Origin of the sequence: Pantoea sp. 9140 (assembly GCF_000745295.1) — a bacterium.
Lineage (GTDB): Bacteria > Pseudomonadota > Gammaproteobacteria > Enterobacterales > Enterobacteriaceae > Pantoea > Pantoea vagans.
This window is the reverse complement of sequence record NZ_JQNO01000003.1, coordinates 145,418-171,396: the sequence shown is the minus strand read 5'-3', so window position 1 is coordinate 171,396 and position 25,979 is coordinate 145,418. Positions and strand designations below refer to the sequence as shown.

21 protein-coding genes and 5 pseudogenes are annotated in these 25,979 nt (G+C 52.4%); 15 read left to right on the top strand and 11 right to left on the bottom strand.

Going from position 1 to position 25,979, the window contains the following annotated elements:
• A pseudogene (locus FA92_RS23750) lies at nt 1-503 on the top strand (methyl-accepting chemotaxis protein); the annotation flags it as partial.
• Nucleotides 504-767: 264 nt separating this feature from the next.
• Entirely contained in the window at nt 768-1,922 is a 1,155-nt protein-coding gene (locus FA92_RS23745; protein ID WP_239780567.1) for a methyl-accepting chemotaxis protein, read from the top strand.
• Between the two features lie 52 nt (nt 1,923-1,974).
• Here the strand turns inward: FA92_RS23745 and FA92_RS22290 are convergent.
• The 4 genes and pseudogenes from FA92_RS22290 to FA92_RS22275 form a co-directional block, all read right to left on the bottom strand.
• A pseudogene (locus tag FA92_RS22290) lies at nt 1,975-2,774 on the bottom strand (MBL fold metallo-hydrolase).
• A gap of 77 nt (nt 2,775-2,851) precedes the next feature.
• A pseudogene (locus tag FA92_RS22285) lies at nt 2,852-3,966 on the bottom strand (metallophosphoesterase).
• A gap of 240 nt (nt 3,967-4,206) precedes the next feature.
• The gene (locus FA92_RS22280) at nt 4,207-6,534 is read right to left on the bottom strand and encodes an FdhF/YdeP family oxidoreductase (protein WP_033785298.1); all 2,328 of its coding nucleotides are present in this window, start codon (nt 6,532-6,534) and stop codon (nt 4,207-4,209) included.
• 526 nt (nt 6,535-7,060) lie between these two features.
• Nucleotides 7,061-7,399, bottom strand: coding sequence for a cupin domain-containing protein (locus FA92_RS22275; RefSeq protein ID WP_033785317.1), 339 nt, complete (start codon nt 7,397-7,399; stop codon nt 7,061-7,063).
• Nucleotides 7,400-7,600: 201 nt separating this feature from the next.
• On the opposite strand from FA92_RS22275, the gene FA92_RS22270 reads away from it, so the two are divergent.
• Nucleotides 7,601-8,338: a 2-phosphosulfolactate phosphatase gene (locus tag FA92_RS22270; protein WP_033785297.1), complete on the top strand. Its 738-nt coding sequence runs from the start codon at nt 7,601-7,603 to the stop codon at nt 8,336-8,338.
• A 44-nt stretch (nt 8,339-8,382) separates the two neighbouring features.
• Here the strand turns inward: FA92_RS22270 and yajD are convergent, their stop codons facing one another.
• A complete protein-coding gene (yajD, locus tag FA92_RS22265) occupies nt 8,383-8,730 on the bottom strand; it encodes an HNH nuclease YajD (protein WP_013356513.1) in 348 nt (115 codons plus the stop codon).
• A 445-nt stretch (nt 8,731-9,175) separates the two neighbouring features.
• Between yajD and FA92_RS23395 the strand changes: the two genes are divergently transcribed.
• Nucleotides 9,176-9,340 carry a hypothetical protein gene (locus FA92_RS23395; protein ID WP_156105749.1) on the top strand — a complete coding sequence of 55 codons (165 nt, stop codon included), beginning with the start codon at nt 9,176-9,178 and terminating at the stop codon, nt 9,338-9,340.
• A 77-nt stretch (nt 9,341-9,417) separates the two neighbouring features.
• Nucleotides 9,418-12,522 (top strand): efflux RND transporter permease subunit, encoded by a 3,105-nt coding sequence (locus FA92_RS22260; RefSeq protein ID WP_033785296.1) that lies wholly within the window; start codon nt 9,418-9,420, stop codon nt 12,520-12,522.
• Between the two features lie 229 nt (nt 12,523-12,751).
• Here FA92_RS22260 and FA92_RS22935 read toward each other — a convergent pair whose 3' ends face one another.
• Nucleotides 12,752-12,928, bottom strand: a complete 177-nt coding sequence (locus tag FA92_RS22935) for a general stress protein (RefSeq protein WP_009093122.1) — start codon at nt 12,926-12,928, stop codon at nt 12,752-12,754.
• Between the two features lie 201 nt (nt 12,929-13,129).
• Between FA92_RS22935 and FA92_RS22255 the strand changes: the two genes are divergently transcribed.
• The 5 genes from FA92_RS22255 to FA92_RS22235 all read left to right on the top strand — a co-directional run bounded on the left by FA92_RS22255 (nt 13,130) and on the right by FA92_RS22235 (nt 19,080).
• Nucleotides 13,130-13,423: a hypothetical protein gene (locus FA92_RS22255; protein WP_013356516.1), complete on the top strand. Its 294-nt coding sequence runs from the start codon at nt 13,130-13,132 to the stop codon at nt 13,421-13,423.
• Between the two features lie 446 nt (nt 13,424-13,869).
• Complete coding sequence (locus FA92_RS22250; RefSeq protein WP_033785295.1) at nt 13,870-15,843, top strand: methyl-accepting chemotaxis protein; 1,974 nt, start codon at nt 13,870-13,872, stop codon at nt 15,841-15,843.
• 104 nt (nt 15,844-15,947) lie between these two features.
• Nucleotides 15,948-16,964 carry an NAD(P)-dependent alcohol dehydrogenase gene (locus FA92_RS22245; RefSeq protein WP_033785294.1) on the top strand — a complete coding sequence of 339 codons (1,017 nt, stop codon included), beginning with the start codon at nt 15,948-15,950 and terminating at the stop codon, nt 16,962-16,964.
• A 272-nt stretch (nt 16,965-17,236) separates the two neighbouring features.
• Nucleotides 17,237-18,016 carry an MBL fold metallo-hydrolase gene (locus FA92_RS22240; protein WP_033785293.1) on the top strand — a complete coding sequence of 260 codons (780 nt, stop codon included), beginning with the start codon at nt 17,237-17,239 and terminating at the stop codon, nt 18,014-18,016.
• A gap of 71 nt (nt 18,017-18,087) precedes the next feature.
• A complete protein-coding gene (locus FA92_RS22235) occupies nt 18,088-19,080 on the top strand; it encodes a helix-turn-helix domain-containing protein (protein ID WP_033785292.1) in 993 nt (330 codons plus the stop codon).
• Between the two features lie 20 nt (nt 19,081-19,100).
• Here the strand turns inward: FA92_RS22235 and FA92_RS22230 are convergent, their stop codons facing one another.
• A complete protein-coding gene (locus FA92_RS22230) occupies nt 19,101-19,502 on the bottom strand; it encodes an H-NS family nucleoid-associated regulatory protein (protein WP_013356522.1) in 402 nt (133 codons plus the stop codon).
• Between the two features lie 338 nt (nt 19,503-19,840).
• On the opposite strand from FA92_RS22230, the pseudogene FA92_RS22225 reads away from it, so the two are divergent.
• Together FA92_RS22225 and FA92_RS22220 are read left to right on the top strand one after the other, a co-directional pair.
• Nucleotides 19,841-20,029: pseudogene (locus FA92_RS22225) on the top strand (GGDEF domain-containing protein); the annotation flags it as partial.
• 290 nt (nt 20,030-20,319) lie between these two features.
• Nucleotides 20,320-20,755, top strand: a pseudogene (locus FA92_RS22220) (VOC family protein).
• A gap of 221 nt (nt 20,756-20,976) precedes the next feature.
• Here the strand turns inward: FA92_RS22220 and FA92_RS22215 are convergent.
• Complete coding sequence (locus FA92_RS22215; RefSeq protein ID WP_033785290.1) at nt 20,977-21,378, bottom strand: H-NS family nucleoid-associated regulatory protein; 402 nt, start codon at nt 21,376-21,378, stop codon at nt 20,977-20,979.
• A 1,214-nt stretch (nt 21,379-22,592) separates the two neighbouring features.
• On the opposite strand from FA92_RS22215, the gene FA92_RS22925 reads away from it, so the two are divergent.
• Nucleotides 22,593-22,778 (top strand): DUF2256 domain-containing protein, encoded by a 186-nt coding sequence (locus tag FA92_RS22925; RefSeq protein ID WP_072009015.1) that lies wholly within the window; start codon nt 22,593-22,595, stop codon nt 22,776-22,778.
• 44 nt (nt 22,779-22,822) lie between these two features.
• On the opposite strand, the gene FA92_RS22210 is transcribed toward FA92_RS22925, so the two are convergent.
• From FA92_RS22210 to FA92_RS22200, 3 genes are all read right to left on the bottom strand, one after another.
• Nucleotides 22,823-23,125, bottom strand: coding sequence for a hypothetical protein (locus tag FA92_RS22210; protein ID WP_081463829.1), 303 nt, complete (start codon nt 23,123-23,125; stop codon nt 22,823-22,825).
• A gap of 113 nt (nt 23,126-23,238) precedes the next feature.
• Nucleotides 23,239-23,781, bottom strand: a complete 543-nt coding sequence (locus tag FA92_RS22205; protein ID WP_033785289.1) for a YfaZ family outer membrane protein — start codon at nt 23,779-23,781, stop codon at nt 23,239-23,241.
• 63 nt (nt 23,782-23,844) lie between these two features.
• Entirely contained in the window at nt 23,845-24,081 is a 237-nt protein-coding gene (locus tag FA92_RS22200; RefSeq protein WP_081917246.1) for a YgdI/YgdR family lipoprotein, read from the bottom strand.
• A gap of 377 nt (nt 24,082-24,458) precedes the next feature.
• On the opposite strand from FA92_RS22200, the gene FA92_RS22920 reads away from it, so the two are divergent.
• On the top strand, nt 24,459-24,884 hold the full coding sequence (locus FA92_RS22920; RefSeq protein WP_081917244.1) for a DUF1090 family protein: 426 nt from the start codon (nt 24,459-24,461) through the stop codon (nt 24,882-24,884).
• Between the two features lie 661 nt (nt 24,885-25,545).
• Nucleotides 25,546-25,926: a YgiW/YdeI family stress tolerance OB fold protein gene (locus FA92_RS22190; RefSeq protein ID WP_033785288.1), complete on the top strand. Its 381-nt coding sequence runs from the start codon at nt 25,546-25,548 to the stop codon at nt 25,924-25,926.
• Nucleotides 25,927-25,979: the final 53 nt, after the last annotated feature.

Sequence of the window (25,979 nt, the reverse complement as noted above, 5' to 3'; positions counted from 1 at the left end):
AAAAAATACTCGACCGGATTAATTTGCCAGCAAAATTCCTGTTACTGGGAGCCTTTGCACTGGTGTTATTTATTTTACCTACCTTTCTGTTTATTCAGACAGGCAACCAGCTTATTGATACCAAAAAAGTCGAACTCACCGGTATTCCGGTTGAGAAAAAAGTCCTGCAGTTGCTGAACCTGCTGCAGCGCCATCGGGCGGAAAGCGCTATAGCGATTGGCCAGAACAAAATGGATAATCCGCCGCGCCTGTCCCTGGTCTCACAGATCAATAGCTTATCTGACAGCATTGCTGCCGATTTGCGTCAGAGCGATGAGCAGGCTCAGCCATTAAAGCGCCTTGAGCAGGTTAATCAGGAGTGGCGTCAACTGCAGGAAGATCTCAATGGCGGCCGGCTGACCCTGGCGAGCAGCCTGACGCGGCATACTCATCTGATCCAGGTGCTCCTGGACACCAGTCAGGATGTACTGGATTTTTATCAGCTCTCGCTGGATGCGATTTAAACACCTATCAGGTTGATCGTCAGTATTTACAGCCGTCTGCCGCTGCTCACTGAAACCCTGGGTCAGATTCGCGGCAATGGTGCTTCGCTAATTGCCAGCGGTAAAGCATCGGATGCCGATCGCAGTCGTCTGGCATTTCAGATAGATAATGGCAAAACGGCCTTATCACAGTTCAGCGGCAATATGGATAAGGTGTTCATGATTGAACCCGATCTTAAGACGACCTTGGTGACCTGGCGGAGAATGCGAAACAGCAGGCCCTGAGTGCATTACAGCTGGCTGAGGGGTGCCATTGTAACCGGACAGGTCAGCATTACCCCGGTTGAATATGTACGGGTCTTAACTGAGGCGATCAACCGCTACGGCATGCTGAGTACCCAGAGCAGCGCCCGTTTGCAGGCGTTACTGCAATCGCAGATTGATACGCGTCGTCAGGCACAGTATCTGCTGCTGGCGGGTTTGCTGGCGATTGCCGTGCTGTCCATCCTGCTGGCAGCTATGATCACCCGCTCTGTGACCCGCCCGGTCAAAGAAGCGGTCGAAGTGGCCAGTCGCGTCGCGGCGGGCGATCTGACAGCACAGCTGACGATTTCCGGCAGTAATGAAATGGCTGAACTGCTGAATGCGCTGATGCGGATGCAGCAGCGTCTTGCCCAGCTGGTTTCGGATATCAAAGGTAACGCCGCCACCATTGCCAACTCTTCAGAAGAGATTGCCCGAGGCAATGGTGATCTTTCGTCGCGCACCGAACAGCAGGCGGCTTCACTGGCTGAAACAGCGGCCAGTATGGAACAGCTGGCATCAATTATTCAGCAGAATGCGGATAACACCCGCTTTGCTTCTGATCGCGCAGAATCAGCGACGCAGGCGGCACTGTTAAGCGGCGCGGCGATGGATTCCGTGATGCAGACCATGCACAAAATCCGCGGCAGTTCGGGTCAGATTGAAGAGATCACCTCCGTGATCGACAGCATCGCTTTCCAGACCAATATTCTGGCACTAAACGCAGCGGTTGAAGCGGCGCGCGCCGGTGAGCAGGGCAAAGGTTTTGCGGTTGTCGCATCCGAAGTGCGGGCGCTGGCCCAGCGTTCAGCCAGTGCAGCAAAAGAGATCAAGAGCCTGATTGAGCAGTCGGTCTGTCACGCGCAGGAAGGGATTGCGATGGCGCAGAACGCAGGCGACAAAGTGAAGCAGAGCGTCAGTGCCATTGAACAGACCTCTCAGCTGATGCGTGATATCTCTTCTTCATCTGAGGAGCAGAGCAGTGGCATTTCGCAGGTCAATATTGCGGTGAACCAGATGGATCAGGTGACGCAGCAGAACGCCGTGCTGGTGGAAGAGTCGGCCTCCTCTGCTGATGAGCTTGCCGCACGCGCAGGGCAGTTACGTACCATGGTTGCGGTGTTCCAGACAGCATAATAGTGTTAAAACAGCCGCCACCTGTGGGCGGCTGTTATTCTCTCAACGCCTGCTACGCCTGATGATCCTGCAGACAGGCCAGATAGGTTTCTCCCGACCGCATCACTTTCTCTTTCGCCTGCTCACGAATTTCCTGACCTTCAAACGCGCCATAAAGCTGACTGAATGTTACGTCATCAAGCCGATGCAGGATGTCGCCTACTGTGGCGGCTGACAGTGGCAGCATATTTGGGTAGCTCCACATAAACGACACGCCATGCGCACCCGGCGTGACCTGAATGATATCACCCGCCAGCATCACCCCTTCGCCCTCGTCCCAGTGCAGCACGCTGCCACCTGGAAAGTGGCCGCCCAGCCGTAACAACGTTACACCCGGCATCAGCGCCAGTGAATCCCCTCCCAGAACCGGATATACGGGCTTTCCCGGACAATCCATTGCCGATCTCGGGCATGCAGATGCAGGGGCGCATTAAACGCCTCTGCCCACTCCTGCATGGTGGTGTAGTAGTGCGGATGAGAAATTGCGATAGCATCAATGCCGCCCAGCGCCGCGATTAGCGTGTACGTGGCGTCATCAAGGTTAGCGATGCAATCCCAGAGCACGTTGCCGTGCGGCGTACGCAGCAAAAAGGCACGCTGATTAATGGCAAATTCAGGCACCGTTTTAAGACTTAACAACGCATCGCTGTGGGCCGTCCACTTATTCGCGTGGCTGGTGCGCAGCGCGTCAAACGCGATCCAGCCCTGACCCGCAGCCGGAACGTACTGACGTTCATCCTCACAGATTTTACAGTGCTGATTCGGGGCATCAGAGGGATAAGCCGTCCCGCAGGCGGTACATAACATCGTCATGGTGATCTCCTTTGTCTCACTCAAGCTTATGCACACCTGCGAAAACCGCACTTTCCTGACGTAATTTCGTCACGCGATTACCGCTGGCGGCGCAGCGTAATCCGCGTCAGTTCGGAGGGCGGCCCAGCCTGACCGCCATGCCCGGCCAGAGTGCCGTGCCGTTATTCACATAGAGCTGCATTCCGCCAACCTGATAAAGCCCGGACACAAACCCGGCGTTGGGTTTAGCAAACAGCCGGTCCAGTCCGATAATCAGCCCGCCATGCGTATGCCCTGAAAGCTGCACATCCACGCCCTGCGCCGCGTTCTGACGGGCATTGCGCGGCTGATGATCCAGCAGGATAACCGGTGCGTTTTCAGGTGCCTGCGCCAGCGCGCGGGCCAGGTCGGGGCCGGTTGCATTTCTGCCGGGTGCGGAGGCATCTGGCAGACCGGCAATCACCAGCTTTTCCGCACCGCGCTGGATGACGGTATGGCTGTTGAGCAGCGGCTGCAGCCCCAGTGACGCCAGGTGGGCCGTCCAGACTGTCTGATGGAAGAAATATTCGTGGTTACCGGTAATCGCCCATACGCCATCACGGGCTGCCAGCCCACGCAGCGGCGCGACGTCATGCCGCCTGTGTTCCAGGCTGCCATCGATCACATCGCCCGTTACCACAATCAGATCGGCGTTGAGAGACATCGCGCGCTCAACCATCGCGGCGGTCCAGGCCGCATTAAACAACCGGGTGATATGCAGGTCAGTCAGCTGCAACAACTGATAGCCCTCGAACTCAGCGGGCAGGTTGGGCAGGACCAGTGTTACCTCTTTGACTGGCGGCACGCGTATCGCCTGCTGTACCCCAACGGCAGCCAGCACCATCGCCAGCACCACAGCCAGATAGCGAACACCGGGCACCAGCTCCAGCGGATGCCGCAACAGCAGCGCGATCAGCATGACCGCATCCATCAGCATCTGGAGCAGCGCCAGCAGCAGCACGGTGCTGTACGCCCAGTTAAACAGGATGATAATAATGCGGGGCATTTCGGCGGAGAAAATACCGCCCGACGTAAAGCGGCTTACCAGCAGATATTGTGAGGCCAGTAAAACCAGTGCGGAGAGCAGGATCTTGATGGCCAGTGGCAGGGATAAGGGAATGATGACGCGCGCAATAACATACCAGCTGGGTAAGCTGAAAATCAGGTGAAACATGGCAGTCTTCCGGTAGGGCGCTGAACGTCAGCGCAGGCAAAAAAGAGACGATCGTTTATAGAGCTGTTTTCAGCACATCAGTGTATACGATGCTGCCGTTCGGGTTACTTCGCGCGGGGTGCTTTACGGGTGATAAAACAGCTGGAGGGCCGAAAAAAGGGTGCCGGCAGGCCGACAAGCAAAAACAGCGTGACCGGAACACCGGCCACGCTGGCAATATTAACTCTCTTGCAAGTCAGACTAGCGAAGAATACCTGAGGTGGTGTGCGTCTCGTCGGTTACGCGCGTCATAGCAATCGGAATACTTTTATAGGCGGGAATGCCGCTTTTGGTATCGTGGCTATCGAGCGGAACCATCACATTGGCCTCCGGGTAGTAAGCGCCGACTGAACCAGGTGCCATATCAATAATCACGATGGTCAGGTTTTTCATCTGACGCGAGGTGGGATTACCCTCCGGATCCAGCGCCATGAGATCGACACGGTCACCCACCCGCAGCTCTCTTTTCTCCGCCTCTTCCGCATTGATAAACAGCACATCGCGGCGGCCCGTCACGCCACGATAGCGGTCATTCAGTCCGTACAGCGTGGTGTTGTACTGATCGTGACTGCGCAGGGTGGTGAGCACCAGATCATGGCACTTCAGCGAGCGGGGATCTTCGTTGATGCCCTGCATTACTTTAAATTGCGCACGACCGGAAGGCGTGAGCCAGACGCGTTCTGATGCGGCGTTATGGAGCCGGAAACCACCCGGATGCTTAATCCGCTCGTTGAAGTTTTCGAAAGCCGGGAACACGGCTTCAATGGCATCACGGATACGGCTGTAATCGGCGACCATGGCTGACCAGTCAACCACGCTGTCTGGCAGGGTTGCCTTAGCGAGTGAGGCGACCAGCGCCGGTTCAGATTTCAGATGGGGTGAAGCCGGGTTCAGCGAACCGCGCGAGGCGTGTACCATCGACATGGAATCTTCAACGGTCACACTTTGCGCGCCGGTCGCCTGAACATCGGTCTCAGTCCGGCCCAGCACCGGCAGCAGATAGTTATGTTTTCCGAGTAACAGGTGTGAGCGATTCAGCTTGGTGGCCATATGCACTACCAGATCTAAATTACGCATGGCCGGGAATGTCACCTGTGGATCGGAGATTGCCTCTGCCAGGTTACCGCCCAGACAGAGCAGCGCTTTGGCTTTACCATCGCGCATCGCCTTGATCGCCTCGACAGCGCCGTGACCATGTTCCTGTGGCGGACGGAAACCAAAGACCTTTTCAATGCTATCCAGCAGCGACTGCGGCGGGATCTCAGTGATGCCCACTGTGCGGTCACCCTGAACATTGGAGTGACCGCGTAACGGACAGATCCCCGCACCCGGCTTACCGATGTTGCCGCGCATCAGCAGCAGGTTCGCGATTTGCTGGACGTTCTGCGTGCCGTACTGATGCTGGGTAATTCCCATGCCATAACAGATGATGGTCCGTTCAGCGCTGGCGTAGAGTCGGGCGATATGCTGGATCTCCTCACGCGCCATGCCGGAGACTTTGAGGATGTGCGCCCAGTCGGTGCTTTCCAGGTCAGCTTTCAGGGCATCAAAGCCTTCGGTGTGCTCGTTAATAAACGCTTCATCGATGACGCCGGGTTTGCCATGGCTCAATGCCTCCTCGTGCAGGGTGAGCAGGATCTTCATCACGCCTTTGAGCATCGCCGCGTCGCCGCCCACCCGCACTTTGTAATAGGTCGAAGCCAGCTCAGTAGAGCTCATTGAGAGCATCTCAATCGGACTCTGCGGCGAGGTAAAGCGTTCCAGCCCGCGCTCACGCAGCGGGTTGATCGCCACAATGGTGGCACCGCGCTTAGAGACTTCCCGCAGCGTGCCGAGCATGCGTGGATGGTTGGTGCCAGGGTTATGGCCGATGCAGAGCACCAGATCGCAGTGGTCAAAATCCTCCAGCTCTACCGTACCTTTGCCGACGCCAATCGACTCCGGCAGTCCGACGCTGGTCGGTTCATGACACATGTTTGAGCAGTCGGGGAAATTGTTGGTGCCATATTCGCGGGCGAAGAGCTGCCACAGAAACGCCGCTTCATTTGAGGCGCGGCCCGACGTATAAAACTCCACGCTATCGGGATCCTCATAGCTACGCAGATGCTCACCAATCTCCTGGAACGCCGTCTCCCACTCGATGGGCTGATAGGTGTCGGTAGTGGGATCGTACTTCATGGGATGGGTCAGCCGTCCCTCGCCCTCCAGATGCAGTGCGCTGCGCTCCCACAGTTCGGTCACGGTATGAGCAGCAAAAAATTCCGGAGTGGTGCGCTTGCTGGTGGCTTCCCACGAGACGGCTTTTGCGCCGTTTTCGCAGAACTCAAAGGATGAGGCATGCTGCGGGTCGGGCCAGGCACAGCCCGGACAGTCAAAGCCCTGCGGCTGATTAACTTTAAACAGGGCAATCACATCCTGCTTTACTGACATCTGGCCACGGATCGCATCGGCAACCGCCTTTAGTGCGCCCCAGCCACCGGCGGCACCACCATAAGGGGCGATGCCATTTGTGCGATTTTGCTCTTTCATAATGCTCCACATTGTCTCTATTGTTATTGGCTAAGCCTGGTACATAAAAAGGAACAGCAACGTGGATTCTGGCTATTATTCAGCGAAATTTTTTCTCAAAATGTTTCGGTGTGGCCGTGCGCTCTGTTTTTCTGGTATGAAATAAGCGTGAGGGTCACGCAATAATAAACGGGACGGCCGTGTGCGATCCCTTGGGAAATTTATCAGGAACAGCAAAGCTGTTATGACTGGCAATAAATGGATTTTAAGTAACGTATTGTTATAAAAGAATAATAATGCGGTGGTAATTCTGTGGTATCTAAATAATTTGATTTCTTGCAGGTAAAGTCATTACGGTTAATATTTCCATCTGTACGCTAAAAAAAAGAATATTCACAACGGTATTATTAGCGTAGCGGGAGTCGGGTAAATATAACGGGTCGTTATTACCGCACAAATTAATAAGCCGTTCTGGTATTTAAACTATCGTTCAGCCGGTATCTGTACACATCATGAGACAGCGCCATTGCCCGGCGCTGCTGGCCGATCAGGAGAGGTCAGTACGATCGCCTCGTGTTGTCGGATGAGAAATTACAATAAATTCTACTGGCGCATCGCTGTTATTTCTGGCCTGGTGTTTAGCGTGTGGCGGAATTTCGATTCCCTGTTGCGCACTGATATCATGCACTTCGCCCTCCAGTTCCATCGACAGCACGCCCTGAAGAACAAAGAAAAACTGCCGGGATGAAGCATGATAGTGTCTTTTTTCACGGGTGCCGGGCGGCATTTTTTCATGAATGACTAACATATCTTTGCGGTTCATCAGATACCAGCCATCACACCCGTCCCCCCAGCTATAGTGTTCTGCATTCTCTTTTGAAATCATCATTCTGCGCTCTGGTTATTATTGAAAAGTCTGAAGCCCTGACTAACTATACAAGGCCAGGTTCCTGGCCCTCAATTTTTAGTGTCGGTAATAACTTCAATGTACTTTAACTCTGCTGATAACTTAACTGGGGATGACCCGCCAATGGCGTGTCGTGGATTGAGCGGCGCACACCTGACAGGCTGTAACGGAGGATGAGATATGCAATGGTGGGATCAGGAGAGATTTAACGTTCGTCTTGAGTGGGGCGATGCTGCTGTCCGCTACGCGGCAAAAGACGTGGAGTGCATCATTATCGTCGATGTGATGTCCTTCTCTACCTGTGTCAGCCTGGCGGTCGATAACGGAGCACAGGTTTATCCTTATCCATGGAAAGATGCATCTGCCATCGGTTTTGCAAACAACATCGGCGCACGACTCGCCAGCTACGACAGACTGTCTGACGCAGGCGGTTTTAGTCTCTCTCCGGCCTCGATTCGGAAAATAGAACAGGGCGAGAAGCTGGTTCTGCCGTCTCCCAATGGATCAACGATTTCATTCCTGGCCCGTGATAGGGCTGCGGGCGTCACTGTATTCAGCGGCTGTTTCAGGAATCTCACGCAGACAGCAAAGGCCTGTCGCAACTTCGGGCGTATTCTGGTTATCCCCTGTGGAGAGCGCTGGCCCGATGGCACGCTTCGCCCGGCCATAGAGGACTATGCTGCAGCCGGTGGCATTATTGCAGCCATCGGGCATGACCGTTGCTCCCCTGAAGCAGCAGGCGCGGTTGCCGCCTGGCGGCAGCTGAATCTGTTATCTCTTCGCGAATGCGCTTCAGCCCTGGAACTTCAACAGCGCGGATTTCAGGAGGATGTCGATCTCTGTCTGGATCTGGATAGCGCAACGCGGGCCTGCCAGTTGCAGGGCGATTTTTATGCGGCAGGTGCGGAACGGGGCTGAGCCTGTCAGCTCGTTGTTGTCCTGACAGGCTCAACATTCAGCGGTTACTTCTTCTTATTCAGCATCGACTTCAGGTCAGCAAACGGATTGTAGGTCGCTTCACCCACATCTTTTTGTGCATCCTCGCCAGCCACCACGCGGGTGCCATACTGGTCAGCCTCAGTGTACTTTGAGTGCTCGTGATCGTGACAATAGAGACACAACAATTCCCAGTTGCTGCCATCTTCCGGATTATTAGTGTGGTCGTGATCGATATGGTGAACCGTCAGCTCGCGCAGATTTGAATAAACAAATTCTCGTGAGCAGCGCCCACACACCCACGGATAGATTTTAAGTGCTTTCTCACGGTAGCCGCTTTCCAGCCGCGAATAGTTTTTGGGGATCAGAGCCATTGCCGTTATTACCTGTTTTGCAGAGGTGTGTTCACGATAGTGCAGCCACTATATCCCACAACGGAACCCAAGGAGAAATACTCCTGTTACGTGGGAAGAAAGGCTGACAAGCTTAAAGCGATCACCGGCAACTACCCGCGACTGAAAACTTATCCTGTTGCCCGCGCCAGCCTTACCTATCAGCAGCATGGCGTAAGAAACATGATTATTTACCGCTTTGCTTTAAATTCCACGCTAAATGTAGTGCCGCACGCCATAAACCGCCCAGAAAATCGCGTTAGCTCCCAGATAAATCCATCATCCCCAGTAGGCAATAGGTTCACGGCGGGTGCGGAGTTTGGGCAGGAAGATCAGTAAATAGAGAGCAGAGGCGATAAGTGAAACGAAGTAGAAAAATTTCATTGTTCTCTCCTGGTTAATATCCTTTATTTCAGGATAGTCAGGGATGACCATTTTGCTCAGTGCATCATCAGATGCATTCCACACCGAGGTTTTTGGCAACCACGCCGGAAGTGACCCGTTCTGGCTGCTACAAAGCGAACTGGCGGCACAATGTCGCGATCGGCCCGGTTCAGGAAAAGATAACGTCAGGATGTTTAACCGGATGTAACAACCTATAATCAACGCAGTTTGTTGACCTGCAGGAATGCAGGTCTTGCACCCGCCCCAAAGGAAGAGATCCCGCTGATGTTTTCTCGCTTTTTTATTTATCGCCCCGTCTTCGCATGGGTTGTTGCCATTTTAATTATGTTGCTTGGCGCGCTCTCTATTACGCTGCTGCCGGTTGAACAATATCCCGATGTTGCACCGCCCTCGGTGAATATTAGTGCAACTTACACCGGTGCCTCTGCGGAGACGCTGGAGAACAGCGTCACTCAGGTGATTGAGCAGCAGCTGACCGGGCTGGATAATCTGCTCTATTTTACCTCCAGCAGCAGCTCGCAGGGGAATGTGTCGGTCACCGTCACCTTCAGTCAGGGCACCGATCCGGACACCGCGCAGGTGCAGGTGCAGAACAAGGTACAGCAGGCGCTCTCCCGTCTGCCCAGCGAGGTGCAGCAGCTTGGCGTCACCGTTACCAAATCGCAGTCGAACTTCCTGTTGGTGATGGGGCTGTATGACACGACAGGCAAAAGCAACAGCACCGATATCGGCGACTGGCTGGTCAGCAATATGCAGGAGCCGCTGGCCAGGACCGAAGGCGTCGGTGACATCCAGGTGTTCGGCGGCCAGTATGCGATGCGCATCTGGCTCGATCCCTTCAAACTTAACGCCTTTGCGTTGCAGCCCTCCGACGTGTCTGCGGCGATACGCTCGCAGAACATTCAGGTTTCAGCCGGTAAAATTGGTGGCCTGCCATCGCCCGACAATCAGCAACTTACCGCCACGGTCAGAGCGCAGTCGCGACTGCAGACACCTGAGCAATTCCGCAACATCATTGTTAAAAGTGATAAAAGCGGTGCCATCGTGCGGGTAGGGGATGTGGCGCGGGTGGAGCTGGGCGGCGAATCTTATGACATGACCACCCGACTCAACGGGCATCCTGCGGCGGGGGTCGGCGTAATGCTGGCTCCGGGTGCGAATGCGCTGGCCACGGCGACGCTGGTCAAAAACAAAGTTGAAGAATATCGCCATTCTATGCCGGAAGGTTACGAAGTGGCCTATGCCCTCGATAGCACCGATTTCATCAAAATCTCCGTTGAGGATGTGGTCATCACCCTGATCGAGGCGATCGCACTGGTGGTGGTGGTGATGTACTTGTTCCTGCAGAACATCCGCGCCACGCTGATACCGGCGCTGGCGGTGCCGGTCGTTCTGCTTGGCACCTTTGGCGTGCTGGCGCTGTGCGGCTATACCATCAATACTCTGACGCTGTTTGCGATGGTGCTGGCCATCGGCCTGCTGGTGGATGATGCGATCGTGGTGGTGGAAAACGTCGAGCGCATTATGCATGACGAAGGTCTGCCGGCGCGTGAGGCAACGGAAAAGTCGATGAAAGAGATCTCCGGTGCGCTGGTGGCTATTGCGCTGGTGCTTTCCGCTGTCTTTCTGCCTATGGCCTTTTTCGCAGGCTCAACTGGCGTGATCTACCGGCAGTTCTCCGTGACTATCATAGCCGCCATGACCTTCTCTGTGGTGGTGGCGCTGACCCTGACGCCTGCGCTATGTGGCATGCTGCTGCGGCCAACAGCACCCCATCGCAAAGGCTTCTTTGGCGGATTTAACCGCTTTTATGCTGCCACCGAGCGTCAGTATCGTCACAAAGTGGTGAGAACGTTGCGTCGTCCGCTCATCATGGTGTCACTCTACGCCGCAATGGGCGTGGTACTGTTTGTCATGTTCACCCGACTGCCGGGTAGTTTCCTGCCGACTGAAGATCAGGGCAGCATTATGCTTCAGGCGACGTTGCCGGCGGGCGCTACGGCCAGCCGCACCGAGGCCGTCAATAAGCAGATCGTTGACTGGTTTCTGATGGAGGAGAAACAGAACATTGATGTGGTCTTTACCATCAACGGCTTTAACTTCAGCGGCGCAGCGCAGAATGCCGGTATGGCGTTTATCAAGCTTAAAAACTGGGACCAGCGACCCGGCAGTGAGAACTCTGCTGAAGCGATTGCCGGACGCGCCACCTATGCGCTTGCATCGATTCGGGATGCACAGATCTTTGCGCTGACGCCGCCGTCGGTGCCGGGGCTGGGGCAGAATAATGGTTTCACCTATGAGCTGCTGGCCAGTGGTGGCACTACGCGTGAGCAGCTGGGCAGCCTGCGCGATCAGCTGTTACAGAGCGCCGCACAAGGCCCGGATCTGATCGGTGTGCGGGCGAATATCCTGCCACAGACACCGCAGCTGCAGATTGATATCGATACCAGCAAAGCGGTGGCGCTTGGACTTCAGCTGGATGATGTGACCGACACGCTGACCAGCGCCTGGGGCGGAGCCTACATTAATGACTTTATCGATCGTGGCCGGGTGAAACGCGTTTATCTGCAGGGCGATGGTCAGTATCGCTCTGCGCCATCGGATCTGGATAAGTGGTACATCCGTAACAGTGAGGGCACCATGACGCCGTTCTCCGCATTTGCTTCGACCCGCTGGACCATGGGGCCGGAAAGTCTTAACCGCTACAACGGTTCTGCCTCCTATGAAATCCAGGGACAAAACGCCGAAGGCTTCAGCTCTGGTGATGCCATGAACACCATTGAGCGGCTGGCGAATGAACTACCGGCAGGCACGACGGGTGCGTGGAGCGGACTTTCGCTGCAGGAGAAGCAGGCCGGCGGGCAGTCGACCACGCTTTATGCGATCTCGATTCTGGTGGTTTTCCTCTGTCTGGCGGCGCTGTATGAGAGCTGGACGGTGCCGTTCTCCGTGCTGTTAGCGGTGCCACTCGGTGTACTGGGTACGGTGCTGGCCGTGGCGCTGCGCGGATTAAGCAACGATATCTACTTCCAGGTGGCGTTACTGACCACGGTCGGGCTGACGTCCAAAAATGCGATACTGATTATCGAATTTGCCGAGGATGCGGTGCGTCGGGGCAGTTCGCTGAGTGCTGCGGCGTTGCTGGCGGCGCGAAACCGCCTGCGACCGATTATGATGACCTCACTGGCCTTTATCGCCGGGGTGATCCCGCTGGCGGTGGCGACCGGTGCCGGTGCCAACAGCCGCATCGCCATCGGTACCGGTATCATTGGCGGCACGCTGGCGGGTACCGTGCTGGCTCTGTTTTTCGTTCCGCTGTTCTTTGTGCTGGTGAAGCACTACCTGACCCGGCATCGTGACGCAAAATAACCTTCTCAGCTCGTCTGTCGGACAGGACCGGCGGGCTGAAATTACGGCTCCTGCGACTGAAAATAAAGCGTTCCGTCAGACCTGCTATTCGGGTCACGAATAACGGAGAGGTGAAATAGCGTAAAAGTATTTAATGGCAGAGAGAGATAAGGGATGAACATCGTCGTGAATTCATTCAGAAGAGATGCCACTCCATGGCGTAAAACGTCCTAAAGCGCTTTATTCAGAATTACTTAGAAGGACGGCGACTAATCTTGCCTCCTTTCCGACCGGCTTCCCTGGCTTTTTCATGATCGTTTTTGAAATTGCCCCCACTGACCTTGCCTCCTGCACTGCCAGCTTCACTCGCACGTTCTGGATCGTTGGCAAAATTACCGGCACCACCTCTGTATTTCTGTTGTGTCATAGGAAGACCTCATATCAATGTTCCATTAGATAAAAAGGACTAGCTAGTCACACCAGGAAGCTTAGTCGACCGCTTCGTTTATGCAAATGCACAGCGTTAATACCTTGATAAGTCAGAGATTAAACTTCGGCTGCCCGTTCGCCGCAGCAGGGCAAAGACCGATGAACTACGCTTAAAGGCCTGACGAAAAAGGAGAATGCTATGAGCGACGCGACATTAATCGACACGCTTGAGTTTGGTTCTGACGAGCAGAAGCAGAAATATGAAATCTACGGCGATGATGCACAGACGCCCACTTTTGCTGTGATCTCACGACAGCAGGGCGATGGCTGGCAGAAACTGGAGGAAAAAATCAGCTTCGCCGCGCAGGATGAACAGCAGGAAGCGACGGGATCAATGGGCTACGGTTCCGGCGATACACTGCCCGATTTACGCGATTTGCCTGCGGAAGCACGGGAGCGCTGCGAGCGGCACTGGCAGGAGCAGAGTGCATAATGAGTAGAGCGCTGCTCATTTTTTAGCGGTGAAGTGGCCTGATGAAGAGAGACGCGTGAAGGCGGCAGAATAACCTTCTGAGCGCTCTCTTTTTCCGACAGCCACAATAAAAGAGACCCAGGCCCTTAAAAACGGATGAGTCTGCATCGCAAAAAGTAATCATCAGTCACCAGCACAGCTTTACATCTGCCCGCCACAGTCCTGTCCCGGCTTATTTTATGCTACTAAAATGTAACAACTTCATTCATTAAACCAACTGCAGCAATCGCTAAAGGTTTTCCCGCTGGTGGCGATAACCCAATGGCGTTGAGCGCGCCACTCAATGATGAACCCGGCACTCAGCGACGAGTTCTGAACGCGAACGGACCTGCATTTAGCCCTCCTTCTACACACCAGAAAGCGCGAATTTAAGCGCAAGTTACTCATATAAAAGTGAAAATAATAATATGTCGATCATTAAGACGATCAAAAGACGCCTGCCTGTTGCCCGTCTTAGGCGTAGCAGCCAGCCAGCGAATGGCACCTGGGATTGTCGTGCATTGCCAGATTCACTCTCCTCCATTGGTTTAAGCTCGCGCGCGGGCGGCATTCTGATGACATTTGTTCCGCCTGAAGCCGATTTTCAGCGGGTCAGCCAGGCCTGGCAGCGCTTTAACACCCCCGATCTGACGGTACTGACGCTTTCCTCCAATGGTGCGCTGAGCAGCAGCCGATCGCAAAGCACCTACTGTGATGGCAATGGCCCGGAAGGAAGCTATCTCTGGCTGCCCGACACGTTGATCGCCAGCCATGAAACGCACATTGTCGATCTGCATGTTGCCGATACGCAGACCGCCAGTCAGCGTATCACCGCCATCCAGCAGGAGCTGATGCGGTTACAGGTGCGGATGCCGCTCTCGGCCGATCGGACTTTTGCGATGATTTACTGCGACGGCCTGTCGGCGTCAGAAGGCTTTCTGATGCAGGCCTGGTATAACAGCGGGCGCTTCCCGTGCCTGGCGATTGGCGGTTCAGCCGGTGGCAAAATTACCTTTGATGGCACCTGGATTGGTGCGGGTGGCAGGGTGCTGCAGGGCAAGGCCGTCATCGTGTTCTGCCAGATGGCAGCAGGAAAATCCTTTGCACCGTTTAAAAGCCAGAACTTCACGCCACGCGAACAGAGCTGGCTGATTGCTGAAGCCGATCCGATTGCGCGTACGGTCACTTCCGTGTTTAACCGCCAGGGGCAGCAGCAGCCGTTTGTGGCGTCGCTGTGTGAGCATCTTAACTGCACCGAGGCGCAGCTGACTGAACGCCTGAAGGGGCTGACCTTTGGTGTCAAAGTCGGCGGCGAATACTTTATTCGCTCAATCGCCAAAATTGAATCGGGTGGCGTGCAGTTTTTCTGTGACCTTGAGTTTGGCGATCGGCTGTTCCTGATGGAAGAAAAAGAGTTTAAACAGGCGACACAGCAGGAATGGCAGGCTTTTACCGCCCGGCACGGCAAACCCGCGGCGATTCTGATGAACGACTGTATCCTGCGTCGTGTCGGTAATGCCGATAAGCTGCACAATGCTCATTTCTTCAAAGGGATTGCCGCCGCCGGTTTTTCCAGCTTTGGTGAAATCCTGGGCGTGCCTATCAACCAGACGCTTTCTGCGCTGGTGTTTTTCAATCATGACGTCAAAGCGATGAGCCAGTTCCCGGTGGAGTATGCCGGCTATGCGGCCCATTACGCGCAGCGCGCGTTACGCCGCTGGGAAGCGCTGAACACCATTCAGACGCGGGTGCTGGATCGGGTTATCAACTATCAGCAGGCGCTGACGCCGCTGATGGAGGCGCTACCGGTACTCGAAACGGCGACGCACAGCCAGGGAGAAACGCTGAGCCTTGCAGAAAGCAGTATCCGTAACATCAGCAACATCGCCACTGAGAGTCAGCAGGCGCAGGGCCGGCTGGATGAAGGGCTGGACGATCTGGAAAAAATCTCGAATGGCATTAATGAGATTACACATGGCATCAGCAATATTGCTTTCCAGACCAACATCCTGGCGCTGAATGCCGCCGTCGAAGCAGCACGCGCAGGCGAGGCTGGCCGCGGCTTTGCGGTAGTCGCGGGTGAAGTTCGTCGTCTGGCACATTCGTCGAAAGAGCAGGCCGAAGCCACGGCGAGTAACATTGGCGAGGCGGTCACCACCATCTCACGTATCCGGCTGGTGGCGAGTGACTCGGCGCAGACGGCTGCACAGATGGCGGAGCGCAGTATCAGCGCGGCCGATACTCTGGCGGCCATGAATCAGCAGACCCGACATGAGCGCGCCGACATTGCGAAGCATCTCGGCAGCCTGCGTGAACTGACGCAGGGAATGGATGCGATGCAGGAAGCGGTCGCGCAGCTCAAAGTGTTACAAACGCTTTCCGGGGCGCAGGTTAAAGGCTGATTTATCAGCATAAAAGACAAAAAAGTGCGGTGTAAGCGTAACGGCCAGGCAAGGCAGGCTTTCAGTTGTTACACTTGTCGGTGATTAACCACGCAGAGGTACTAATGAAAATCAAAAGTTATGCAGCCATGCAGGCTGGCCAGGCCCTTGAACTCTATGAGTACGATGCCGCCGAACTGGCAGCCGAAGAAGTCGAAGTCCAGGTCGAATATTGTGGCGTCTGCCACTCAGATCTGTCGATGATCGATAACGAGTGGGGCATCTCTCAGTTCCCGGTGATTGCAGGACATGAAGTGATTGGCCGCGTCTCTGCCCTTGGCGAAGCGGCTAAAAGCAAAGGTCTCTCAATCGGCCAGCGTGTAGGAATCGGCTGGACAGCTAAAAGCTGTCAGCACTGCGATGCCTGTATCAACGGCGAGCAGGTTAACTGTCAGCAGGGCAGCATCCCGACCATCATGAATAAGGGTGGTTTTGCCGAGAAGTTGCGCGCCGACTGGCAATGGGTTATCCCGCTGCCGGAAAAACTGGATGCGGCCAGCGCCGGTCCGCTGCTGTGCGGCGGTATTACCGTATTCAAACCGCTGCTGATGAGCAACATCACTGCGACCAGCCGTGTTGGCGTGATTGGTATCGGCGGTCTGGGCCATATCGCGATCAAACTCCTGCACGCGATGGGTGCCGAAGTCGTGGCCTTCAGCTCAACGCCGGATAAGAAGCAGTCGATTCTGGATATGGGTGCGGATGAAGTGGTTAACAGCCGTGATCCTGAAGCCCTGAAGAAACAGGCGGGTCGTTATGATCTGATCCTGAGCACCGTGGCAGTCGACCTGGACTGGAAACCTTATTTCGCCGCGCTGGCGCCTCAGGGTAAATTCCACACCGTGGGTGCCGTGATGAAGCCAATTGAAGTCAGCGCGTTTGATCTGATCCTGGGCGACAAAGCGGTAACCGGTTCGTCAACCGGCTCACCAGGTCAGCTGCGCTCGCTGCTGCGACTCGCTTCGCGTGCAGATATTGCGCCACAGGTTGAGTTCTTCCCGATGTCAGACATCAATAAAGCGCTGGATCACGTCCGCGCCGGCAAAGCTAATTACCGTGTAGTTCTGAAAGCCGATTTCTGATGCGAACCTGAAATGAACATGCCGCAGCCTGCTGCGGCATTTTTTTGTCCTCATGTTGTCAGCCCTGATACTGAAAATTCGTTTCACACTCAGGTCATGCCCATTTTTCCATCACCCTCAGACTCCAGTCAGCGATACATTCAAAAGTGGCCCGAATCCATCGAACACTGTCCTGTGAGCCTGTCACGCGCAGGTCAGAAAGTGCCGTAAAGTGAATTTATCGCAGCCTGTAAGTCTGGCTGGTGTCAAAGAGACCCTTTGCGGAGCACAAAATGAAACTGACCCAGATTCGTAACGCCACACTGCTGCTGGAGTATGCGGGCAAAAAATTCCTGATCGATCCGATGCTGGCAGATAAAGACGCGTGGCCTGGCTTTGCCGGTAATGCCCGTCCCCATCTGCGCAATCCCATGGCTGAACTGCCTCTCCCGGTTGAGGCACTGCTGGCGGTAGACGCAGTGATTGTCACCCATACACATATGGACCACTGGGACGAGGCCGCGCAGCAGCTGATACCAAAGACGATGATGATCTATAGCCAGAATGAACGTGATGCAGCGCTTATTCGTTCGCAGAGTTTTGCACATGTTCGGGTGCTGCAGGATGAAAATCCGTTTGTTGACGGCCTGACGATCCACAAAACGGAGGGTCAGCATGGCAGCAATGCGTTGTATGCCGACAAAGTCATGGGCGATATTCTGGGCGATGCCTGCGGTCTGGTGTTTACCCATCCGTCCGAAAAAACGCTCTACATTGCCGGGGATACCGTCTGGGTTAAACCTTATGTCAGAACGCTGCAACGTTTTCAGCCGCAGGTCGTGGTAATCAATGCCGGCAATGCGACTAACGATCTCTATGGCCCCATTATTATGGGAAAGGAGGATACGCTGCGCACCCTCAATATTCTGCCTGAAACGACTCTGGTGACTTCGCACATGGAAGCGATTAACCATTGTCTGTTGACACGCGCTGAACTGCGCGCTTACACCCTGGAACAGGGTATTGCTGACCGGGTACTAATCCCGGAAGATGGTGAAGCAATGACATTCTGAGCATCGTCGTCCTGAACCGGCACAGCTACGCGGTAAGGGCTAAATCATGCGTTTCATAAAAAGGGGATAAGATGACTGCTCTGAACGTCGCGGTGCTGGCAACGGCCGGTTTTAGTCCGTTTCATTTTTCAGTTCCCTGCATTCTGTTCGGCTCTGCTCTCCCGCAGCAGGGTCTGTTTCAGATTGATATCTGCGCAGAAAAAAAAGGCCCGGTGATCTCAGATATGGGGCTGTCAATCATGGAGGCAAACGGGCTCGGCTTGCTCGATCGGGCCGATATCATTATTGTGCCATACTGGCATAATCCGGCTGAAAAACCGTCGCAGGCGCTGCTGGATAAGCTGGTAGCTGCCTGGCAGCGTGGCGCAGAGGTGGTCGGACTTTGTCTGGGGACTTACGTACTGGCTTATGCAGGCCTGCTTGATCAGCATCGTGCTGCTACTCACTGGGAATTTGAGCGCGATTTCAGCGAACGCTTTCCACAGGTTCACCTCGACAGCAATGCCCTTTATACCCGGGACGATCGTCTGATCACCTCTGCCGGCACCGCGGCGGGTATCGACTGCTGTCTGGACATCATTCGTCAGCACTATGGCAGCGCTGTAGCGAATCGGGTAGCCAGGCGTATGGTGGTGCCGCCTTACCGTGAAGGTGGGCAGGCGCAGTTTATTGAGCGGCCGGTTCCGGAAACGACCCGCGACGGCAGGATCAATGCGCTGCTGGCCTCCCTGCGAGAGACTATCCATCAGCCGCAGGATCTCGACACCCTGTCACAGTCGCTTGGTATGAGCCGGCGGACGCTGACGCGCCATTTTCACAAGGCGACGGGCATGTCACTGGGTGAGTGGCTGACGGCTGAGCGTCTGCAGCATAGTCAGCAGTTACTCGAAACCACCGGTATCAGTATTGAAAGCGTGGCAGCAAGGGCAGGTTTTGATTCGCCTGTTTCATTCCGGCAGCGTTTCAAATCCCGGTTTGGCGTCACTCCCAGTGAGTGGCGCCGGACGTTTCGCGGTCCACAGCCGGAGATGAACAACGCGAGAGTGGCGGAAGATAATGTGTGATCCGGCAGGAATTCTTGCGACTAAAGCAGGAAATCATCCAGCGACTGGCCATTTTCAATCGCCGCCTTAATGACGGAGGGAGTACGGCCCTGACCCGTCCATTCGCGTACCTGACCATTTTCATCGGTGTAACGATATTTCGCCGGACGTTTCGCGCGTTTCTTTTTCCCGGATACCGCAATAGCATCGCTATTCACCAGTTCCGCCGGATTGATCCCTTCCTCCATTAACAGTTCATGATAAAAAGCCAGTTTCTCCGCTTTTTCACGGGCTTCTGCCGCTCGTGCGTTTTCCTCATCACGACGCTCATTTACCACGGTCTCTAATTTCTGGCGCAACTCTTCGAGCATATCCAGAGCCATGTTGCGCGCCTCTGCACGAAGCGTGCGGATATTATTCAGGCTGCTCAGGTTCTTAGTCATAAAATTCCTCAAATACTCAAGTTAATCAATAAAGTGCAAATTATTCAGCCAGCAAGGGTAACATTTACCTGCCTGAGAATTGAAGCTTAAATGTGGGTTAATTCGCTATAAATCCTGCATTATGGATACTGGTTGAGCCATTTGAGGAGAAGATTTAAGCGAATTCTGCTGGTTTAATAGGGATTGTCATTATCGAAGTGGGATTGCGGGGATTTGCATTCGTGCTTTTGACTAACCGTGCTGAAATCAGTCAACAGGGTTTATTAAGGACAGGCATGAAGTTTCGCCGTAAAAATAATGGTTCTGCATCAGAAATTTCGCGGCTGCTGAGAAGCATTATGCTCTCAGGCGTATTGCTCACCGTGGCGGTAATTGGATTAAATGTGTTGACGCTGCGGGAAAACTGGAATGAAACCGTCCGTAAAGCTGAGGATACGGCCGTGAATCTCTCACTGTCGCAGGCACGGCAGGCTGACGATACGTTTCTGCAAACCGAACTTTCATTGCGCGAAGTGCAACGCGAGCTTGAAAAGCAGCTCGCCACCACATCGCAGCCGTTAATCGGCTCGCTATTCCGCATATGACTACTGAGCTGCCGCAAAAGCACGTCACCCTGAGTGCTGGCTGTGCCATGTATTTCGCTACTGATTTACAGCATGGGAAACAGGGGCTTATAAAGCGCGCGGATGAGGCTTTGTATCGTGCGAAACGGGCAGGGCGCAATCGGGTAATGTGTGAAGAACGTCCGGCTAAGCACGCATGATGAAATTCTGAACTGCCCTGTGGCACGATGATCGCTCAACTTCAACAGGGAGCGATCATGTCAGACGATACCGGTTCCACTCATCTTGCACTGGTACGCGATTCAGTAAAGAGCGTGGATTTTTATCGCCGTTATGCCGGATGCGGGTAATACATCGGCGAGAATCGGGCGTTGCGGACGCGCAGAAAATCGCATGGCTGTCAGAACTGACCGGACCTTTTGCTCTGGTGCTGGTGCAATCAGATAACAGTAACAGTACGCCGCTGGGGCCTTTTGGTCGTATTGGCTTAGCCTGCGGCCGTCGCGAAGAGATAGATGAACAGGTGGCAATTTCGCGTCGCGAAGGGGTATTACGCAGCAGTCTGAAATAACCGTTAGTTACCGGGCATTCTTTGGCGACCCTGATGGTAATACGCCCGAACTTTCATTTGGCCAGCAGAACGGGTTGGAAATCATCATCGCACGTGTTTCCCGGTCTGTTGTAAATTGATAAAACGGCTAAGGTAAGTGAATGAAACCTTTTATCTGCAACGAAATTGCGCAGAGCATTTCGGAAATTACATTCAGGTTAGTGTCTGTGCATGATTGTGTATAAAGATGGATAAGCATCGTATGTACAGGCAGGGGAAGTATGAAGTTAGTGTTTTTCGTCTGTTGCTGATAAAGAACCGCCTGAGCAACGTCAGGCGGTTCTCATCGAGACATCCTGAATTAGATCAGAAAATCGTCCAGCGATTTACCTGCATCGATGGCTGATTTAATCGCCGAAGGGGTACGGCCCTGACCTGTCCACTGCTTAACGTCACCATTCTCGTCGGTATACTGATATTTAGCCGGACGAGGCGCACGTTTTTTCTTCTCAGCGGGATTAGTCGGCATACCATTTAACAGTTCGTTAGGGTCGATACCTTCCTGCAACAGTAATTCACGGTATTTTGCCAGCTTCTCAGCTTTTTCACGATTAGCCGCTTCAGAAGCCTGAGCTTCTTCACGTCGCTCACTGACCACAACCGACAGTTTTTCCAGCATTTCTTCCAGGGCAGCAAGGTCAAGCTCGCGAGCATTTGCGCGGAGGGTACGGATATTATTCAAGCTGTTGAGAGTGTCACTCATCAAAGTCACCATAGTCATGTTCAGATAATAAAAATACAGAGCGGATTCACGCTGATGCTTTTCGTCGGACCTGCTTTTTTTAAAATGCTTGCCTTCGAAGAATCATAATACAGAACCAATAGTTCAACCTTAACATATTAATCTGTTTCTGAGAGAGTTGAAACTCTATTTAACGCATGCTGGTTAAACAAAAGTAAATTTACGCCATTTTTTTACTCACTTCACTCAAAATGGCTAAAACCCGTATTACCTGAGACGTGGGGGGTAATTTAGCAGGGTTATGGATTAATCGTGCTGGTTTTTGTGCAGTGGCAGCGGAGTCGCTTCGCTATTCGCATGCTTGTCCTGAGAAAGAGGATAACGTCAGCTGCAAAGCTCACACGCAGCTACTGCTCAGAGCAATGATGCTGTGCGTAATTTCGCTGTAAAAATCCTGCTATGAATTATTTCGCTAATTTATTGTCAAAAAAGCTGATTCAGCATCATAGTGGTAAGTTCATGATAATAGTTTAATTTATTTATACCTCCCTGTTTTTTTCAGGAACGTAACATAACGCATAGCAGTGCTGCGAAATTGTCTGCCGATTGGTTTAAATATGCGTGAAAAATGCCGTGCACTCACACAGATGGATACGGGTTAAGCAGAATCATCGCCTGCCTGCTGCCATTAAAATGATTATTTACGGTAATAATTACCCTTTGTTCATTCAGCGCCTGCAGCTAATAAGCCCACGACAGGCTGTGGATTCAAGCCTGAATGCCATTTTTCTCCAGGATTATTGATTAAGTCTCATTAAATCAAGCATTTATTTGCACAATCCCGGCCAGTTTGATAAGTGGTTTGACAACCTCTTCTTTTTTCAAGTCCACCACGTAACGTATAGATGAACAGAGTAATCAATAACCGGCCTGACCAGTGCGGGTATGAACTGCGCTGGACTGTTGCCTGGTGTAATTAACCCTGTAGATTTTCACTTATGCAGGGTTCATTCTGAGGTTGCAGAGCAACGCAAGTTTAAATAGTTGCTAATGATAAATTTGCACTGTAAATCCGTTCTGGGATTAGGCGGGTAAGGACAGGCATCCGCATTACCTGATCTGAACACCATGCACGTAGCTATCGCAGAGATGGGGAGGAATTACCGCAGGCTAAGCTACACTTGACAACTGATGCGTTAACGTCAGCGCGATGATTACTTCTGCAGAGGTCTGAAGTGTTTAAAGGTAATAAAAAGTCATTACCGGTTCGTTACTGTAAAACCTGTAACAAACCGATGTCATGGCGTAAAAAGTGGGAGAAGTGCTGGAATGAGGTTTTGTATTGCTCAGAGCGTTGCCGGCGTCAGCGTTCTGCGCAGCATAAAGATGATGCAGAAATAAACGTTGAGCGGAACAAGTAAAACTCACAGGAAAAGGCCAGGTTTTGACCTGACCTCACAGACCGCTATTGCTGAACCTCAATCTGTTGCCAGCCTTTTTTAAACATACAGTCTTTCACCAGTATCTCGCGCTGACTTTCATTGGCGTCACTGGTTGAGTAGTCGGTATCAGTCGTTTTATATTTACTGTCTTTCGAGGTGTATTTACCGCTGACGATATTATCAGGCGGTAAATCCCGCAGCGCCTGAGCCTGACAGGCTGTTTCCGCTATGGTTTCCTGCTGCTCAGATGCATCGGGCTTAACCCATTTGTATTGCACGCATCCGGTCAGACAAAGAGTGAACAACATCAGCATTAGAGGTTTCATCATCTGTTTCTCAGCAATACCCGCCAGCGTTCAGGCAAGTTGTTCAGTAAAGAGGCCAGTCTGATTATCTGAATAGGCTTCCTCACCAGCCAAAAAGAAATTTTTAGCTGACATTAAAATGTCAGACCGCCACCGATGTAGGGACCATCGATCAGCGTATGACCCGGACGTCCATCTTTACCGTCGACACCCGCGTAACGGTAGCCCACTTTTAAAACCAGCGGACCCAGAGGTGACCAGCTGACGCCGGCGTTTGCTTCCACAAAATTCTTAACGCTGTTGGTCAGCTGTTCCGGCGCGGAATACCCTTCACCATAAATCGCAAAATCGGCAGGCAGATTGAGTTTCACACTGCCGCCGACAGGAAATGCGACGCCGTTATCCCCTTTTTTGCCACCGATATAAGTCGCTTTCACGCCAGCGGTCAGCATCACAGGACCGATTTCCAGGTTATAACCGGTACCCGCCTGACCAATCTGCACACCATCTGCCGTATTTTTGATCCACTGGCTGTCCAGATAGAGTCCGCCGGATGAACGGCCAATTTCAGCATCCAGTGCAGAGGTGTTTTTACCTTGTTCAGCATTCAGGCCAATGGCCATTGCAGATGAAGAGATACACAGCAGTAAGCCAAGGCTAATTAAGGAAATTTTCATTGCTTATTTCTTCCACATCAGGAGATTTTCAGGAAATTAATCAGGATCGTTGCTTAAAAGGATTTACTTTTGCACCATTTCTTTAACATCGCGCTGCTGCAACTGATGTATGTTTCCGTCTGCATCTTTATAGGAGAGCATGCCGGTTTCTTTATCTCTGACGGGTTTACCCTGCGTCGTTATCATGTGGCCGTCATTGGTCGAGATGATATAATTGCCAGAGCAGGCGGAAATGGACATAACTGCAGCCATCATCACGAAAGCATTGGCGAATTTTCTGCCATGTTTGAAAGAGGTCATTTTACTTTCCAGTCGTTGTTCTTTAAGAAGATGCGGCATTATTAGCTGTGTTTGTTAAACGATATGATAACAATCAGGGAGTCCCGCGCCGAATGCGTAAAAAAATGATCTGGATCATTTTCACAGGATACTCAGGGGATTGTTAAAATTTTTCTCGTTATTTGAAAGGTTAAGGCATTAAAAAGCTGCGCTGCAATGCTGGATTTTTAATGATGCCATTTCCGCTGAAGTTATTGAGATTTAAACCGCAATTTAACAACGACTCCCTGATGACGTGATAATTTCATGTTTCAAATTATATGTTGTGGCTTTGGATCGCTTCGCTATAGTAAACCGGCAATATCACTCTGATTAGTCTGTTTTAACAAGGATTTAATATGGCTATGAAAAAAGCAGTTGTTGCTTTATTGTTTATCACGTCACCATTAACAGTATTTGCTGCAACTGATTCCTGCAAAGATCAGCTGGCAGATATTTCAGCAAAAATTGAGGTGGCCAAAAGCCAGGGGAATAGCGCTGAATCAGCACGACTCGATATTGTCCGCGACAAAATTGAGACCTATTGCACTGATGAACGTCAGGCAACGCGTGCCTCTCATGAGGTCAGTAAACGCGAGATGAAGGTCAAAAAGGCAGAACTTGAACTTCAGAAAGCTCAGCAGGAGCTGGCTGAAGCCGAAGCGGATGGCCGCAGCGATAAGATCAGGAAAAAAACTACAAGGGTAGACGAGAAGAAGCTGAAGCTTGAATCTGAAAAAATGGAGTTAAAAGAAGCTGAGGCTGATGCTCAGAGACTGAACTAAGATCCGTTAATTCTCAGGCTTACACTGTGAGCCTGAGAAAATTGCATTCATCGCTGCCTGTATCACTGGCAGGCGCTTACAACCACGTTGTTGATAAGCGTCGCAATGCGATACATGGCGATTAACTCTTTAATATTCTGCTTATGCAGGCAGGTCCTGACGCCATTCACGGCTTCTGTTACCTGTACCTTTGGGTGGAAAGGTTATGAAAAACTGATTAGGTGGTGTACTGCAGTTGCTTTACACCGCCGTCCATGAGGCATAAAAAAACCACTCAAAAGAGTGGTTATAAGTAGTACAAAATACTTCATGAGCAAAGCTGCGATACAGAATAAATTAATACTGGGACATATCTATGCCAGCAAAGGATAGCCGCTAATATGCAGGCGGGCTAAGTAATTTGTGCGGAAGGATGAATGGATTAATTATAGACATTGTCATATTGCATAAGGTGTTAATCACAGCGAGTTCGTTAAAATGTTTTTTGATGGCTATTTTTTGAAAGCAACATTAATTTAACTTTGGTTGCCACTTTGATAGTTTTATAGTGTGCTCACATTACTGGTGATATTTTCAAAACACGTGCAGACAATAAAGCTTCTTAAGATCCCGTTAAGATCTGCGATGTAAATTACCCTGGAAATTTAACGGAGATAAAAATATGAAAAAGATTATATTAGCGGTGTTATTAGCAGGTATGAGTCTGGGTGTTTCTGCGCAGGAAGGATTTATTAATCCGGCAGGGCAGGGTTCTTCACAGGGTGGTTTTAAAGGCCCGACACCGGGTGTTGTTTCAGTCGCCCAGGCTAAAACACTGCGGGATGATGCATGGGTTGTTCTGGAAGGCAATATCATCAGACAGGTTGGGCATGAGCTTTACGAATTTAAAGATAGTACCGGAACAATTTATGTCGATATCGACGATAAGCGCTGGATGGGACAATCATTGTCACCCGCTGACAAAGTGCGCATTGAAGGCGAAGTCGACAAAGACTGGAACAGCGTTGAAATTGATGTGAAAACTGTTCGTGTCATGAAGTAACCTGTATTTACCACTGATATGGCAGTGACCTGAAGCCGCGTCACTGTCTTTTC